At 65.4% G+C, this 14,349-nt stretch carries 16 protein-coding genes; 9 read left to right on the plus strand and 7 right to left on the minus strand.

Annotated elements, in window-relative coordinates; translation table 11 throughout:
• Nucleotides 1–5 precede the first annotated feature (5 nt).
• The 6 genes from C1A35_RS17330 to hemC all read right to left on the minus strand — a co-directional run bounded on the left by C1A35_RS17330 (nucleotide 6) and on the right by hemC (nucleotide 5,942).
• The gene (locus C1A35_RS17330) at nucleotides 6–746 is read right to left on the minus strand and encodes a glutamine amidotransferase (RefSeq protein WP_104665521.1); all 741 of its coding nucleotides are present in this window, start codon (nucleotides 744–746) and stop codon (nucleotides 6–8) included.
• 1 nt (nucleotide 747) lies between these two features.
• Nucleotides 748–1,230, minus strand: a complete 483-nt coding sequence (locus tag C1A35_RS17335) for a TerB family tellurite resistance protein (protein ID WP_104665522.1) — start codon at nucleotides 1,228–1,230, stop codon at nucleotides 748–750.
• A gap of 26 nt (nucleotides 1,231–1,256) precedes the next feature.
• A complete protein-coding gene (locus C1A35_RS17340; protein WP_104665523.1) occupies nucleotides 1,257–2,906 on the minus strand; it encodes a heme biosynthesis protein HemY in 1,650 nt (549 codons plus the stop codon).
• A gap of 11 nt (nucleotides 2,907–2,917) precedes the next feature.
• Nucleotides 2,918–4,192, minus strand: a complete 1,275-nt coding sequence (locus tag C1A35_RS17345) for a COG4223 family protein (RefSeq protein WP_104665524.1) — start codon at nucleotides 4,190–4,192, stop codon at nucleotides 2,918–2,920.
• A 102-nt stretch (nucleotides 4,193–4,294) separates the two neighbouring features.
• Nucleotides 4,295–5,008 carry a uroporphyrinogen-III synthase gene (locus C1A35_RS17350; RefSeq protein WP_104665525.1) on the minus strand — a complete coding sequence of 238 codons (714 nt, stop codon included), beginning with the start codon at nucleotides 5,006–5,008 and terminating at the stop codon, nucleotides 4,295–4,297.
• Nucleotides 5,009–5,012: 4 nt separating this feature from the next.
• The gene (hemC, locus tag C1A35_RS17355) at nucleotides 5,013–5,942 is read right to left on the minus strand and encodes a hydroxymethylbilane synthase (protein ID WP_104665526.1); all 930 of its coding nucleotides are present in this window, start codon (nucleotides 5,940–5,942) and stop codon (nucleotides 5,013–5,015) included.
• Nucleotides 5,943–6,016: 74 nt separating this feature from the next.
• Here hemC and tsaD point away from each other — a divergent pair, with 74 nt between their 5' ends.
• Genes tsaD through C1A35_RS17380 form a run of 5 tightly spaced genes read left to right on the plus strand, consistent with a single transcriptional unit; the run spans nucleotide 6,017 to nucleotide 9,628 of the window.
• Nucleotides 6,017–7,111 (plus strand): tRNA (adenosine(37)-N6)-threonylcarbamoyltransferase complex transferase subunit TsaD, encoded by a 1,095-nt coding sequence (gene tsaD / locus C1A35_RS17360; protein ID WP_104665527.1) that lies wholly within the window; start codon nucleotides 6,017–6,019, stop codon nucleotides 7,109–7,111.
• Between the two features lie 22 nt (nucleotides 7,112–7,133).
• Nucleotides 7,134–8,135: an NAD(P)H-dependent glycerol-3-phosphate dehydrogenase gene (locus C1A35_RS17365; RefSeq protein WP_104665528.1), complete on the plus strand. Its 1,002-nt coding sequence runs from the start codon at nucleotides 7,134–7,136 to the stop codon at nucleotides 8,133–8,135.
• A gap of 55 nt (nucleotides 8,136–8,190) precedes the next feature.
• The gene (locus tag C1A35_RS17370) at nucleotides 8,191–8,484 is read left to right on the plus strand and encodes a YciI-like protein (RefSeq protein WP_104665529.1); all 294 of its coding nucleotides are present in this window, start codon (nucleotides 8,191–8,193) and stop codon (nucleotides 8,482–8,484) included.
• 4 nt (nucleotides 8,485–8,488) lie between these two features.
• Nucleotides 8,489–8,920, plus strand: coding sequence for an EVE domain-containing protein (locus C1A35_RS17375; protein WP_104665530.1), 432 nt, complete (start codon nucleotides 8,489–8,491; stop codon nucleotides 8,918–8,920).
• A gap of 48 nt (nucleotides 8,921–8,968) precedes the next feature.
• The gene (locus tag C1A35_RS17380) at nucleotides 8,969–9,628 is read left to right on the plus strand and encodes a class I SAM-dependent methyltransferase (RefSeq protein ID WP_104665531.1); all 660 of its coding nucleotides are present in this window, start codon (nucleotides 8,969–8,971) and stop codon (nucleotides 9,626–9,628) included.
• 64 nt (nucleotides 9,629–9,692) lie between these two features.
• On the opposite strand, the gene C1A35_RS17385 is transcribed toward C1A35_RS17380, so the two are convergent.
• A complete protein-coding gene (locus C1A35_RS17385) occupies nucleotides 9,693–10,502 on the minus strand; it encodes a hypothetical protein (RefSeq protein ID WP_104665532.1) in 810 nt (269 codons plus the stop codon).
• Between the two features lie 305 nt (nucleotides 10,503–10,807).
• Here C1A35_RS17385 and sdhC point away from each other — a divergent pair, with 305 nt between their 5' ends.
• From sdhC to C1A35_RS17405, 4 genes are read left to right on the plus strand one after another with little or no spacing between them, the layout of a single operon-like run.
• Nucleotides 10,808–11,200 carry a succinate dehydrogenase, cytochrome b556 subunit gene (sdhC, locus tag C1A35_RS17390; RefSeq protein WP_104665533.1) on the plus strand — a complete coding sequence of 131 codons (393 nt, stop codon included), beginning with the start codon at nucleotides 10,808–10,810 and terminating at the stop codon, nucleotides 11,198–11,200.
• Between the two features lie 19 nt (nucleotides 11,201–11,219).
• A complete protein-coding gene (gene sdhD / locus C1A35_RS17395) occupies nucleotides 11,220–11,600 on the plus strand; it encodes a succinate dehydrogenase, hydrophobic membrane anchor protein (RefSeq protein ID WP_077968107.1) in 381 nt (126 codons plus the stop codon).
• 7 nt (nucleotides 11,601–11,607) lie between these two features.
• The gene (gene sdhA / locus C1A35_RS17400; RefSeq protein WP_104665534.1) at nucleotides 11,608–13,449 is read left to right on the plus strand and encodes a succinate dehydrogenase flavoprotein subunit; all 1,842 of its coding nucleotides are present in this window, start codon (nucleotides 11,608–11,610) and stop codon (nucleotides 13,447–13,449) included.
• A gap of 18 nt (nucleotides 13,450–13,467) precedes the next feature.
• The gene (locus tag C1A35_RS17405; protein WP_034802573.1) at nucleotides 13,468–14,247 is read left to right on the plus strand and encodes a succinate dehydrogenase iron-sulfur subunit; all 780 of its coding nucleotides are present in this window, start codon (nucleotides 13,468–13,470) and stop codon (nucleotides 14,245–14,247) included.
• Nucleotides 14,248–14,349 lie beyond the last annotated feature (102 nt).

The raw sequence follows: 14,349 nt of genomic DNA on the forward strand, positions 1-14,349 counted from the left end.
GTGCGCTACACGCGCCCCGCCGTTGCTTCCGGCCGCTCATCGCGCAGGAAGATCAGTTCCAGGAAATTCTCCATCCAGGTTCGCAGCGGGCCGTCATGCTGCATGCGGCCGTCGAGATGCGCCTTGCCGATCTGCGCGCCCGGCAGTTCGAAGCGATGGGCGCCATGCACCACCCAGCGGTGCATCATCGCGCGGGTCAGTTCACCATGGAACTGGATGCCCCAGGCATTGTCGCCATAGCGGAACGCCTGGTTGGGATAGGTGTCGCCGGTTGCCAAGAGCTCGGCGCCGGAAGGCAGGTCGAAGCCTTCGCGATGGAAATGGTAGACCATGGCCGGCCAATCCATCAGCGCCTTTCCGGCTTCGGTCGGAACCAGCGGGTACCAGCCGATTTCGGTCATGCCCTCATGATGCGGCGCGACGGAGCCGCCGAGGTTGCGCGCCAGCATCTGCGCGCCGAGGCAGATGCCGAGATAGGGTTTGTTTTCCTTGAGCGGCACGGACAGCCAGTCGATCTCGCGGCGGACGAACTCTTCCTCGTCGTTGGCGCTCATCGGGCCGCCGAACACGATCGTGCCGCTATGCCGTTCCAGCGTCTCCGGCAGATCGTCGCCAAGCGCCGGGCGACGGATGTCGAGCCCGAAACCCTTCTGCTCGAGAATCTGGCCGACGCGGCCGGCGCTCGACCGCTCCTGATGCAAGATGATCAGGACGGGCTTTCGGGCGCTGTCGTCGGGTATCGGCATTTCAGCTTTCCTGTTGCGGCTCGGCTTCCTCGACCCTGTCGCTTCTGGCCGCCGCCTCCTGGCGCTGCAGCACCCGGTCGCGGCCGGAGACGCCGAGCAGATCGGCGATGCGCCAGATCACGTGATCTTCCATCTCGCTGCGCTCGCCGTCGGCATAGACGACATCCCACAGCATGCCCACGAGTTCGATGCGTTGCTCCTCGTCGAGGTGGCGCTTGAGCTCGGCGGTGAACTGATAGAAGTCGATCGCTTCGCTTTCGGCAGTTTCGCCGGCCTCGATCAGTGCCGCCAAGGAGGCATCGTCGAGCCTGTAATGCTCCTTGATGACCTTTCGCATCTTGCGCCGCTCGGACGCGAGGATCCGGCCATCGGCCTCCATCACCTGAAAACAGAGGGCGATGACGGCCACGCGCGGATCGCCGTGCTCTATCCGCTTCGCCGGGCCGGTCAGGCCATCGAGAAACGTCCGTAAGCGTTCAAACATGTATTTTGCCACAGCCCCTTGAGAACTCAGAACAATCGAAAGTTCGTCTTTTCCGGCGCCTTCTCGCTGCCGGCCGGATCGCGCACGCCGGGGTCGTCCGGCGGCCGCCCGAAGAAGGGATCGGGCATATGCTCGCCGTTCGCAACCTCTTCTTTCTCCGTCTTGTTGACCGGGGGCTTGTCGGCGATCGGCTCCGGCGCCTTGCGCTCGGCGACCTTGATCGGCTGCGGTTGCGGACGCGGCTCCTCGCGCTCGGCCTCCAGGATCACCGGCGTCTCGCTGCGCCGGGCCGTGGGTGCGGGCTCGTGCACATGTGCTTCCACCACGGCGGGCAGGCTGCGGATCGCCTCGTCGGCCGTGGACTGGTCGTGGTCGACGGTGGCCGAAAGCGTATGTGGCGGCGCTTGCCATTCGAAGGCGTCGAGCCGGCCGCTCACCGGCGAGACCGGCAGCCAGGTCGGCGAGGTCACGCCGTCGGCGGTCCAGGCCGGATCGCGCGGGCTCTTCAGCGCCTGCGCCATCCAGTGGCGGATGCGGCCTTCGTCGCCGGTGTCGGCCTCCTCGATGTCGGCAAGCAGCAGGAAGATGCTCTCGGTCGGATCGAGTCTCGCAGCCGCCTCCGCCTTGGTGCGGGCGAGAAGCAGTTCGCGCGCTTCGAGGGCAGCTTCGGCGACGGCCGCCATCGCCACGGCATTGTTGGGTTTCAGGGCTTCGAGCTTGCGCGCGCGTTTCAGCCGATCGACGGCGGTGTCGCCGCCGCGGGCGCGCACGTAGAGCCGTGCCACGTCCGGATGCGGCTCTTGCTTCCAGTTCTTTTCGAGGATCGAGGTGCCCTTGCGCAGGTTGTCTTCGCGAAACAGCGCCTTGGCGGCCGTCAGCGCCGCCGGCACCAGATGTTCGTCGAGCTTCAGCGCCGAAAGCGCATCGTCGCGGGCACCCTTCACGTCGCCTTCGAGCTTCGTCATGGCGCGCGCCGTCAGCAACACGGCCTTCTTGCGGTCGGCTTCCTTGCGGTCGACCACATGGGCCACACGGCTCTGGTCGAGGAGCCGCAGCGCATCGTCCCATTGTCCCGCCTGGCTCTGGCTGTCGAGCGTCGCAAGGGCTGCCCACGGAAGATGCGGCGCCTTTTCCGCGGCGCGCTCGGCATATTGCCGGGCGGCCTCGTGCGCGCCAAGGCGCTTGGCTTCGAGATAGAGGCCGCGGAGCCCGAGCTCGCGGGTCTCCGGATCGTCGGCCATCATCTCGAACTTGCGGCGCGCGTCGTCGTACTTTCCTTCGATCAGCGCGGTCTGGGCTTCGAGCAGGTGGATCAGCGGCTCCTGGTCGGCGCTGATCAGGCCACGGGTGCGGGCAGTCATCTTGCGGGCGAGATTGGCGTCGCCGGCGCCGGCGGCGATCAGGCCGGTCGAAAGCGCCTGGTAGCCGCGGTCGCGCTTGCGGGCGCGGAAGTAGCGAGTGACCGTGTGCGGCGAGAGCCAGATGGTGCGCACCAGCCAGACGACGATCAGCACTGCGGCGATCAGCGAGATCAGCAGCGACGCGGCACGCATCAGGCTCATCTCGATCAGCTGACCCTGCCAGACGACGGAGAGTTCACCGGGGCGGTCGGCAAGCCAGGCGAAGCCGAGGCCGAGACCAAGCACGATCAGGATGAAAATCAGAATACGGATCATATCTGGTTCCCTTAGCCCTCTGACTTCGCCATCGTTGCGGCGACGGCGGCATCGATCGCGGCTTCGACGCGCAAACGCTGGTCGAGCCTGGCCTTGAAAGCCTCGCCCGCCGGCTTGGCGGCGTCGGGCAGGCCATTCCATTCGAGAGCGGCGCCCTTGAGGTCGCCGTTGTTCAGCTTGTCCTCGATCCGGGCGATGACGGCTTCCGGCGTTTCACCTTCGACGCTGCCGACGGGACGCACGCGGATGCCGGACATGGCGCTCGACACCAGCCGATCGAAGATGCCTTCGTTCGGATCGGGCTGGTTGAGAGCGTCGAGCATGGCGTCGGCAGTCCCAGGGAATTCGCGGCGCAGGTCGGTGCGGGTCGGCACGCCGACCTGGGCGTCCTGGGCGAGAGCGGCGACCGTCTGCTCGTCCGGTGCGATGCTGCGCAGCGCGTCGAGTTCGGCGAGGAAAGGCCCGCCGCGATCGATCGCCGACTTCAGCGCCGTAACGGCGACGGCCTTGGCCATCTGGATGTCGTTAACCGGTTCGTTGAGCTTCTGCTCGGCGGTTTCGATGCGGGTGGTGAGTTCCGCTTTCTCAGCACTTGCCGCCTGTTGCGCGTCGGCAAGCGCCGTCTTCAGGCCTGCAAGCTCCTTGGTGAGGTTGTCGATTTCCGCCTTCAGGGTTTCGACCTCGGCACCCGGCACGCCGTTCGCGACCGGCTGGGAGGCGGACTGTTCGAGTGCTGCGATGCGGCCTTCGAGCGCGGTGTTGTCGACGACGGCCGCAGGCGTGGGCAGGGCGGCGATCTGGTCGCGGAGCGCCTGCAGCTCGCCGGAAATGTTCTGCTCGACGCCACGGTCGGGCCCGAGACCGGGGATGAAACCGGCATATTGCAGGCCGCCGAAGCCGAGCAGCGTCACGAGGCCGCCGACGATGCCGGCCGCAAGCGCGCCGGAGTTCGATACGGGCTTCTGTGACGGTGCCGGTTCCGGCTCGCGGGTCGTGTGCGGCGGCTCTTCGTCAAAGACGGCTGCGGCCGCGTCTGCTGCCGCATCGGCGCGCTGCTCCTCGATTTCCTCCTCCAGGCGGGAGCCGGCGACGCTGTCGTCGCTGCGGTCCGTAACCGGATCATCCGCCTCGGGGTTTTTCGTGGTGCTTTCGGTCGCAGCGTCTGCCACCGTCTCGCCGGTTGCCTCCGGCTCAGCCGGTTCCGCAACGGTTTTTTCCGCTTCGAGGTCGATCGTCAGCGGTTCCTTCTCGGACTTCGAGCGGCGCGGCGGGTTTTCCGATACCATGGTGACCTCTTACCGTTGGTGCCTGTCGGCTCTTCCTTCAAACCTAGTCAGCCGGAACGATGAGGGAAAGCCCCTCCGTTCCGTTTTTGGATGAATTCGACGTTAGAGAAGGCTGATAAGGCTGTCTTCATCGGGCCTTGCGGCGGTCTCCGCCGCCACCCCATCCGGCAGCGCCTCGGCAACCGCAGGGCTGAGGCAGAGGTACCGGGCGGCAAAGGAAGCGGGATCGATACCGGCCTCAGCCAGGATGCGAACAAGCTGACGCGCTGTCTCCCGCGAGTATAAAAGCACGGCATCGGGATGGCCGGTCCCCCGCAGGTCTTCGACCGCGGCGCGCGGGTGGACGATCGACTCCATGCGGTAGCATTCGACGGTTCTGTGCTCGATGCCGCGTTGGCTCAGGCCCTTTTCCAGTCCCTCGGAGCGTGGCGTCCCCGCCAGGTAGAGCAGGGGAAGCGGCGGCGGTGTGTCCAGGGTCGCGCCGATCAGTTCGGCCAGGGATTCGCCGGTGCCGGCCGCGATGCGCAGATCGGTGAAGCCGGACGCGGCAGCGGCTTGTGCCGTCGCGTCGCCGACGCAGAAGCATGGGGTCGTCAGGTGCCGTGCCAGGTCCGCACCTGACGAGGTAAGCACCCTTACCGCCTCGGCACTGGTCAGAACGATGGCCGCATGCGGCGTCTCGAGTGCGGCGATGGCGGCGGTTGCAAGGTGTTCTGCCCGCATCAGCGGCAGCAGGATCGGCCGGTGGCCGGCGGCCGCCAGCCGGCGTGCGGTCGCCTCGGCGGCGGGAAGCGGCCGGGTGACGAGCACGCGCATGGCTTCACGTCCAGCTTGCGAAGAAGCCGGGGCCGGCCTTGGCGCGGATCTCTTCGCCGGCTTTCTGCCCGAGCGCTTCGGCATCGGTGGCCTTGCCCTCGATGGTGACGCGATGATGGGTCTGGCCGTCGGGCGTGAGGATCATGCCGGAGAAGCTGAGACGGGTGCCGTCCGAGGTGGCGAGGCCGGCGATCGGCGTGCGGCACGAGCCGTCAAGCGTCGCGAGAAAACCGCGCTCGCAGGCGACCGCCTCGTGCGTGCGCGCATCGTCGATGGCGGCAAGCAGATCGTTGATGCGGCTGTCGCCGATCCGGCTCTCGATGCAGATCGCGCCTTGCGCCGGGGCTGGCGGGAAATCCGTGGGGTCGAGCAGTTCGGTCGGGACATCGGTCATGCCAAGACGCTTCAGGCCGGCATAGGCGAGCAGGGTCGCATCGACCTGGCCCTCCGCAAGCTTTCGAAGCCGCGTTTCCACCTGGCCGCGATAGGTGATGACGTTGATATCCGGACGCAGCCGGCGGATCAGCGCCTGGCGCCGCAGCGACGAGGAGCCGACGGTGACGCCCTGTGGCAGTTCCATCAGTTTTTTAGCCGTCCTGCCGATGAAGGCGTCGCGAATGTCCTCGCGCGGCAGGAAGGCGGAAAGACAGAGACCGTCAGGCAGCTTCGTCGGCATGTCCTTGGACGAATGCACGGCGAAATCGAGTTCGCCCGACAGCAATTGCTGCTCGATCTCTTCGGTAAAAAGGCCCTTGCCGCCGATCTCGGCGAGCGAGCGGTCGGTGATGCGGTCGCCCTTGGTCGAGAGGATGACGACCTCGAACATTTCCGGCGCCAGACCATGCGCCGCTGCGAGGCGATCGCGCGTTTCATGGGCTTGAGCGAGCGCCAGCGGGCTGCCGCGCGTGCCGATCCGGAAAGGTTTTGTTTGCATCAAAGGCTATCCATTGTTACCGGAGTTCCGTGTACCCACCTTTCGGTGCGACCGCAATCTTTGAGTAGTTCCTGATGTCTCCGCCCCTGCGCATCCTCGGCATAGAAACAAGCTGCGACGAAACCGCCGCTTCCGTCATTCTGCGCGATTCCGATGGCAAGGGCCACATCCTCGGCGACGTGGTCTTAAGCCAGCTGGAAGAGCACAGCGCCTATGGCGGCGTGGTTCCGGAGATCGCGGCGCGCGCTCATGTGGAGGCGCTCGACACCTTGATCGAGGAGGCGCTGCTGCGCGCCGGCGTCACGCTTTCCGACATCGATGCGATCGCTGCGACAAGTGGTCCCGGTCTGATCGGCGGCCTGATCGTCGGGCTGATGACCGGCAAGGCGATCGCGCGGGCAACCGGCAAGCCGCTCTATGCGGTCAACCATCTCGAAGGCCATGCGCTGACGGCGCGACTGACCGACGGGCTCTCCTTCCCCTACCTGATGCTGCTCGTTTCCGGCGGCCACACGCAGCTGATCCTCGTCAAGGGCGTCGGCGAATACGAACGCTGGGGCACGACGATCGACGATGCGCTCGGCGAAGCCTTCGACAAGACGGCAAAGCTGCTCGGCCTCCCCTATCCGGGTGGTCCGGCGGTCGAGCGGGCAGCACTTGCCGGCGATCCCCAGCGGTTCGATTTTCCGCGCCCGCTTGTCGGCGACGCCAGGCTCGATTTCTCCTTTTCGGGACTGAAGACGGCGGTGCGCCAGGCGGCGCAATCGCTGGAGCCGGTAACGGAGCAGGACATCGCCGATATCTGCGCCTCCTTCCAGCGGGCGATTTCCCGCACGCTCAAGGATCGCATCGGTCGCGGCCTGAAGCGCTTCAAGGCTGAGCATGGCAGTGTGGCGCGCCCGGCGCTGGTGGTTGCCGGTGGTGTCGCCGCCAACCAGGTGCTGCGCTCGACGCTGCAGACGCTCTGCGCGCAGTCCGGCTTCGAATTCATCGCGCCGCCGCTTTCGCTCTGCACCGACAACGCGGCGATGATCGCCTGGGCCGGCGCCGAACGGCTGGCGGCAGGCATGGCGGCCGACGGGCTTGATGTCGCGCCGCGCTCGCGCTGGCCGCTCGACGCCCAGGCGCAGGCGCTGCTCGGTTCCGGCAAGCGCGGCGCCAAGGCGTGACAAGAAAGCATACGGATAGAGCATGAGCGACATTTCCAAGAACGGGCCGAAGATCGTCGTGGTCGGCGCAGGCGCCTTTGGCACCGCGCTCGCCGCGGTTGCCGCCTCGACCGAAGGCAGCGACGTGACGCTGCTTGCCCGTCGTGCGGGGATTGCCGAGGCCTGCCGCGACACCGGCCGCAACGAGGATGCCCTGCCGGGCATCGACCTGCCGCCGGCGCTGAAACATACGGCCGACGTCTCGGTTCTTGCCGATGCCGAGGTCGTGCTCTTCGTCATGCCGTCGCAGGCGCATAGGGATGCGGCGCGGCAGTATGGTCCGCATATCAATGCCGCCGCCACGATCGTCACCTGTGCCAAGGGCATGGAGCAGGCGACCGGCCGGCTCCTGACCGACGTGCTGGCGGAGGAACTGCCCGGCCATGCGATCGGCGTGCTTTCCGGTCCGGGCTTTGCCGCTGATATCGCCAAGGGGCTGCCGACCGCGATGGTGGTCGCCGCCGCCGATGCTGAGACGGCGACGATGCTGGCCGAGGTGCTCTCCGGCCCGACCTTCCGCCTCTATCCGTCCGAAGATCGCATTGGCGTGCAGCTTGGCGGCGCGCTGAAGAACGTGCTGGCGATCGCCTGCGGCATCGTCGAAGGTGCAGGTCTTGGCGACAGCGCGCGTGCGGCTCTGATCTCGCGCGGTCTTGCCGAGATGTCGCGCTTCATTGCTGCCGAAGGCGGCGAGGCGGATACGGTGCGCGGTCTCTCCGGCCTCGGCGATCTCGTCCTGACGGCGACCAGCCACCAGTCGCGCAACCTGCGTTTCGGCATTTCGCTCGGCAAGGACGGACGCGCCAGCGGACGCAGGGGCGAACTGGTCGAAGGCGCGTTCGCAGCCTCGGTCGCAGCCCGTGTCGCCCATGACCTCGGCGTCGAAATGCCGATCACCGAAGCGGTGGCGGCGATCATCGACGGCAAGCTCGATGTCCGCACCGCGCTCGAACAGTTGATGACCCGCCCGATCACGCAGGAATGAAGGGGCGGCGGTATTCCGCCCGTTCCTGCGCCAGACGAAAGCTCAAGGAGGAAGCATGCTCTTCGCACTTCAATGCACCGACAAATCAGGCGCGCTGCAGCTTCGGCTCGATACCCGCCCCGATCATGTCGCCTATCTCAACGATCTCAACGCCAAGGGTATCCTGAAAATGGCCGGCCCGTTCCTCGGCGACGACGGCAAGCCGACGGGCAGCCTGGTGATCGTCAAGGCCGAGACGATCGATGAAGCCCGTGCGCTTGCCGAAGCCGATCCCTATGCCAGGGCGGGCCTCTTTTCCAATGTCGAGATCAAGGCCTTCAACTGGGTCTTCAACAATCCGGAGGCCTGAGACTATGGCGCATTGGCTCTACAAATCCGAACCGTTCAAGTGGTCCTGGCAGATGCAGAAGGATGCGGGCGCCAAGGGCACCGAATGGACCGGCGTGCGCAACTATCTGGCGCGCAACAACATGCGGGCGATGCAGATCGGCGACAAGGGTTTCTTCTACCACTCGAACGAGGGGCTTGAGATCGTCGGCATCACCGAGGTCTGCGCGCTGTCGCACCCGGACTCGACCGCCGAGGGCGATGCCCGCTGGGACTGCGTCGATATCCGCGCTGTGGCCGACATGCCGCGTCCGGTGACGCTGAAGGAGATCAAGGACAACCCGAAGCTCGCCAAGATGGCGCTGGTCACCTCCATGCGCCTGTCGGTGCAGCCGGTGACCGAGGACGAATGGCTCGAAGTCTGCCGCATGGGCGGGCTCGACAATCCGCCGCGCTAGTCTTGTTTTCCGCCTGGCCGAGACGTTCGGGCAGGCGCGGAGAGTTTTGTGAAGACCGATCCGGAAAACTTCATCCTCGAAAATACCGACGTCATGTCGCCGCCGCACGTGCCGGAGATCCGGCTCTATCTGGCGACCGAGGCGCATGACCTCTGGCTGAAGACCGAGGAGGAATTGCAGGAGATCGGCCTGCCGCCGCCGTTCTGGGCCTTCGCCTGGGCGGGCGGACAGGGGCTTGCACGCTACATCCTCGATCACCCGGAAACCGTGCGCGGCCGGCGTGTCCTCGACTTCGCCTCCGGTTCGGGCCTTGTGGCGATCGCGGCGATGAAGGCGGGAGCGGCGTCGGTGCTTGCCGCCGACATCGATCCCTGGGCGGAAACGGCGGTCCGGCTCAATGCCGCACTCAACGGCGTGACGCTTTCCTATACGGGCGAGGACGTGACGGGCCGTGAACTTGACGTCGATGTCTATCTCGCCGGCGACGTCTTTTACGACAAGGCTTTTGCCGACCGGCTGAAGCCGTGGTTTTCCGAGCGCGCAACAGGCGGCGCAACGGTGATCGTCGGCGATCCCGGCCGCTCCTATTGCCCGCGCGAGATGATGACGGCGCTTGCCGCCTACGAGGTCCCCGTCACCCGTGCGCTGGAGGACAGCGAAGTCAAGCGCACGACCGTCTGGCGTTTCGGGACCAGCCCACGCAATTGACGGCGCTGCCGGCGGTCGTCGGTGTCCAGGGCGCGGCGGGCTTATGCGTTGCGCATCGCGGCGGTTAGCGGCGGATCACGCAAACCCCGTGTTCGTAGGTGCAGGCGCTGTTCATCGTTTGCGGCGTGACGTCGATGATCTTGGCGCGTTTTGCTTCCGGCGGCGGCGCAAGCTCGGCGTCTTCGCCATAGCGGTAGTCGCCTTCCTGGCTGAAGTAGATGCCGTTGCCGACATCGACATAGGCGGAGATGCCGCCGACATAGGTGCCGATGCCCGGAATGATGTCGGGATACTCGTCGCCGCCATAGTAGCTCGGGCGATAGTCGCGGCCGCTCGATGTCCAGATCTCGCGTCCGGACCGATCGCGCACCCATCCGCCGCCATTGCCCCAACGGTCGGGATAGGCGCCGTACTGCGGCAGGCGAACATGCCGGGTTCGGGTATTGGCCTGCGGCGGCACGTCATAGATGCCGGGGCGACCATGATGCCTGCGGGCGTCGGATGTCCAGATGTCGCGGCCCGCCCGGTCGCGGACCCATCCGCCACGATGCTCCCACTGTCCGGCATAGGGTTCGGGGTAGGGGCGTGGCAGGCGATTGTGCCGGACACGCGTCTTCAGTTCCGGCGGCCCGCCGTTGGACGCCCAGTCACGGCGCGATCCGCGATTGCGGTTCCAGTCGTTGCGATGGCCCTGGCGGTCGAACTCGTGGCGCGGATAGGGGCGATCGGAGTTCAGCCGGATATGTCGCGTTCGCGTCTGCATCTCCGGTGGCCCACCCCGGTCCCGGGCTTCCATCGGAATGAAGCTGGTGGCGATGACCAGGCCGGCAATCGCTAGCACTTTGGTCGCATGGATTGCCCTGAACAGAATCATTCTGCCCGCCCTCCGGGTGACGCTTAACAAATCGTTAAGCTCACTCTGGGCCATTTTCGACGGAAAGTCACGGAATCGCTTGGTTTTCTGCGGCTATCGTTAACGCACCAGCATGTCTCCGGCAGAGCGGAAAATGGCGCAATTCGTCTAATCGATTAAATTGATTTTGCACTGCAAACACACTTGTCGTTAAGCAATATGGTGATTAAAGGTCCGAAGGACTGAATTGCGCACAATCAGGTGCGATACCGGACTAAAATCGTCCACTTTTGGGGCGTAAATCCGGGCATTTCCGTGAGGTTCCGATGACGGATGTCACAAGAAGCCGGCCGCTGTCGCCGCATCTTCAAATCTATAAGCCGATCCCGACAATGGTCATGTCCATTGTGCACCGCATCACCGGCGGCGCGCTCTACTTCGGGACCATTCTCGTTGCCTGGTGGCTGATTGCCGCCGCATCGGGTGAAGCCTACTACGACTGGGTCAGCTGGCTATTCGGCACGCTGATCGGCAAGCTGGTGCTGTTTGGCTATACCTGGGCTCTCGTCCACCACATGCTCGGCGGGCTGCGCCACTTCATGTGGGACCTTGGCTACGGTTATGAGAAGCACTTCGCCACCAAGATGGCCAAGGCGACGATCATCGGTTCGGTGGCGCTGACGCTGCTGATCTGGGTGGTCGGCTTTCTCGTCCGCTAACTGAGAGGAAGAATACCCCATGGATATGCGCACACCTCTCGGCAAGGTTCGCGGCCTTGGCTCGGCCAAGGAAGGCACCGATCATTTCTGGCGCCAGCGCCTGACGGCCGTCGCCAACGTTCCGCTCCTGATCTTCTTCGTCATCTTCCTCGTTCGCTACGCCGGCGCCCCCTATGCGGACGTCCTTGCCGCACTTGCGAACCCCTTCGTTGCGGTCGTCATGGCGCTCGTCGTGCTCTCGGGCCTCATCCACATGCGCCTCGGCATGCAGGTGATCATCGAAGACTACGTGCATGGCGAAGGCATGAAGATCCTCCTTCTCATGCTCAATACATTTTTCACGATCGCGGTTGGCGGGCTCTGTCTCTTCGCCATCCTGAAGATCGCTTTTGCAGGGTAATTTCGCCATGGCATCGAACAGTTCACCCGCTGCAAACGGCAAGGCCTATCAATATGTCGATCACGCCTTCGACGTCGTCGTCGTCGGCGCCGGCGGCGCGGGATTGCGCGCGACCCTCGGCATGGCCGAGCAGGGCCTGAAGACCGCCTGCATCACCAAGGTCTTCCCGACCCGCTCGCATACGGTTGCCGCCCAGGGCGGCATTGCCGCCTCGCTGCAGAACATGACGCCGGACAGCTGGCAGTGGCACCTCTACGACACCGTCAAGGGCTCCGACTGGCTCGGCGACGTCGACGCCATGCAGTATCTCGCCATGGAAGCGCCGAAGGCGGTCTATGAGCTCGAGCATTACGGCGTGCCGTTCTCGCGCAATGCCGAAGGCAAGATCTACCAGCGGCCGTTCGGCGGCCACATGCAGAACTACGGCGAAGGCCCGCCGGTCCAGCGCACCTGTGCTGCTGCCGACCGCACCGGCCACGCCATCCTGCACACGCTCTATGGCCAGTCGCTCAGGAACAACGCCGAATTCTTCATCGAGTACTTCGCGCTCGACCTGATCATGTCGGATGACGGCCGCTGCACCGGCGTCGTCGCCTGGAACCTCGACGACGGCACGATCCATCGCTTCTCCGCCAAGATGGTGGTGCTGGCGACCGGCGGTTACGGCCGCGCCTACTTCTCGGCGACCTCGGCGCACACCTGCACCGGCGACGGCGGCGGCATGATCGCGCGCGCCGGCCTGCCGCTGCAGGACATGGAGTTCGTCCAGTTCCACCCGACCGGCATCTATGGCGCGGGCTGCCTGATCACCGAAGGCGCACGCGGCGAAGGCGGCTACCTCGTCAACTCCGAGGGCGAGCGCTTCATGGAGCGTTACGCGCCCTCGGCCAAGGACCTTGCGTCGCGCGACGTCGTCTCGCGCTGCATGACGATGGAAATCCGCGAAGGCCGCGGCGTCGGCAAGAACAAGGACCACATCTTCCTGCACCTCGACCACCTCGATCCGGCCGTCCTGCACGAGCGCCTGCCGGGCATCTCGGAATCGGCGAAGATCTTCGCCGGCGTGGACGTGACGCGCGAGCCGATCCCGGTTCTGCCGACGGTGCACTACAACATGGGCGGCGTGCCGACCAACTACTGGGGCGAAGTCCTGAATGCCGACAGCCAGAACCCGGAGCGCATCGCGCCCGGCCTGATGGCGGTCGGTGAAGCCGGCTGCGCCTCGGTGCACGGCGCCAACCGTCTCGGCTCCAACTCGCTGATCGACCTCGTAGTCTTCGGCCGCGCCGCCGCCATCCGCGCCGGCCAGGTGATCGACCGCAACGCGCCGGTGCCGGAACTCAACAAGGCTTCCTGCGACCGGATCATGGACCGCTTCGACCGCCTGCGTCACGCCAATGGCTCGACGCCGACGGCGGTGCTGCGCGAAAAGATGCAGCGCGCCATGCAGGAAGACGCGGCCGTGTTCCGCACCCAGGAATCGCTGGAATCGGGCTGCAAGCGCATCTCGGCGATCTGGAAGGAACTGCCCGACATCAAGGTCACCGACCGCTCGATGATCTGGAACTCCGACCTCGTCGAGACGCTGGAACTCGAAAACCTCATGGCCAACGCCATCACGACGATCTACGGCGCCGAAGCGCGCAAGGAGAGCCGTGGTTCGCACGCCCGAGAGGACTTCACCGAAGGCCCGCTCGGCGGCCGCGACGACGTCAACTGGCGCAAGCACACGCTCGCCTGGGTCAACGAGGCCGGCGACGTCAAGCTCGACTACCGCCCCGTCCATACCGACCTGATCGCCGAAGGCATCGATCCCCAGAAGATCGCGCCGAAGGCCCGCGTCTACTGATCTTGAGGAACAAGCCACATGGTTGAACTCGCTCTCCCCAAGAACTCGCAGATGACGGAAGGCAAGGTCTGGCCGAAGCCTGCCGGCGCGACCAACGTTCGCGAATACCGCATCTATCGCTGGAACCCGGATGACGGCGCCAATCCGCGCATCGATACCTTCTATATCGATGTCGACGATTGCGGCCCGATGGTGCTCGACGGTCTGCTCTACATCAAGAACAAGATCGACCCGACGCTGACCTTGCGCCGCTCGTGCCGCGAAGGCATCTGCGGCTCCTGCGCCATGAACATCGACGGCACCAACACGCTCGCCTGCACCAAGGGCATGGACGAGGTGAAGGGTGCGGTGAAGGTCTATCCGCTGCCGCACATGCCTGTCGTCAAGGACCTGGTGCCCGACCTCACCAACTTCTACGCCCAGCACCGCTCGATCGAGCCCTGGCTGAAGACGGTGTCGCCGACGCCGGCCAAGGAATGGAAGCAGAGCCACGAGGACCGCCTCAAGCTCGACGGCCTCTACGAGTGCATCCTGTGCGCCTGCTGCTCGACCTCCTGTCCGAGCTATTGGTGGAACGGCGACCGCTATCTCGGACCGGCGGTTCTGCTGCAGGCCTATCGCTGGCTGATCGACTCCAGAGATGAAGCGACCGGCGAGCGCCTCGACAACCTCGAGGACCCCTTCCGCCTCTATCGCTGCCACACGATCATGAACTGCGCCCAGGCCTGTCCGAAGGGCCTGAACCCGGCCAAGGCGATCGGCGAAATCAAGAAGATGCTGGTCGAACGCCGCGTCTGATCGGTCAGGTCGGAAGCAGAATTCAGAGACGGCGGGCCATGGCCCGCCGTTTTCCGTTCGATGCCCTTGTTGGGCGGCCGACAATTCGTGATTGTGGCGATG

Source organism: Ensifer adhaerens (assembly GCF_002940685.1).
Classification (GTDB): Bacteria; Pseudomonadota; Alphaproteobacteria; order Rhizobiales; family Rhizobiaceae; genus Ensifer; species Ensifer adhaerens_E.

Excerpts from the sequence above, each read along its gene's own strand:
- C1A35_RS17330 (WP_104665521.1), bottom strand. The coding sequence starts at position 746 with ATGCCGATACCCGACGACAGCGCCCGAAAGCCCGTCCTGATCATCTTG.
- C1A35_RS17335 (WP_104665522.1), bottom strand. The coding sequence starts at position 1,230 with ATGTTTGAACGCTTACGGACGTTTCTCGATGGCCTGACCGGCCCGGCG.
- C1A35_RS17340 (WP_104665523.1), bottom strand. The coding sequence starts at position 2,906 with ATGATCCGTATTCTGATTTTCATCCTGATCGTGCTTGGTCTCGGCCTC.
- C1A35_RS17345 (WP_104665524.1), bottom strand. The coding sequence starts at position 4,192 with ATGGTATCGGAAAACCCGCCGCGCCGCTCGAAGTCCGAGAAGGAACCG.
- C1A35_RS17350 (WP_104665525.1), bottom strand. The coding sequence starts at position 5,008 with ATGCGCGTGCTCGTCACCCGGCCGCTTCCCGCCGCCGAGGCGACCGCA.
- hemC (WP_104665526.1), bottom strand. The coding sequence starts at position 5,942 with ATGCAAACAAAACCTTTCCGGATCGGCACGCGCGGCAGCCCGCTGGCG.
- tsaD (WP_104665527.1), top strand. The coding sequence starts at position 6,017 with ATGTCTCCGCCCCTGCGCATCCTCGGCATAGAAACAAGCTGCGACGAA.
- C1A35_RS17365 (WP_104665528.1), top strand. The coding sequence starts at position 7,134 with ATGAGCGACATTTCCAAGAACGGGCCGAAGATCGTCGTGGTCGGCGCA.
- C1A35_RS17370 (WP_104665529.1), top strand. The coding sequence starts at position 8,191 with ATGCTCTTCGCACTTCAATGCACCGACAAATCAGGCGCGCTGCAGCTT.
- C1A35_RS17375 (WP_104665530.1), top strand. The coding sequence starts at position 8,489 with ATGGCGCATTGGCTCTACAAATCCGAACCGTTCAAGTGGTCCTGGCAG.
- C1A35_RS17385 (WP_104665532.1), bottom strand. The coding sequence starts at position 10,502 with ATGATTCTGTTCAGGGCAATCCATGCGACCAAAGTGCTAGCGATTGCC.
- sdhC (WP_104665533.1), top strand. The coding sequence starts at position 10,808 with ATGACGGATGTCACAAGAAGCCGGCCGCTGTCGCCGCATCTTCAAATC.
- sdhD (WP_077968107.1), top strand. The coding sequence starts at position 11,220 with ATGGATATGCGCACACCTCTCGGCAAGGTTCGCGGCCTTGGCTCGGCC.
- sdhA (WP_104665534.1), top strand. The coding sequence starts at position 11,608 with ATGGCATCGAACAGTTCACCCGCTGCAAACGGCAAGGCCTATCAATAT.
- C1A35_RS17405 (WP_034802573.1), top strand. The coding sequence starts at position 13,468 with ATGGTTGAACTCGCTCTCCCCAAGAACTCGCAGATGACGGAAGGCAAG.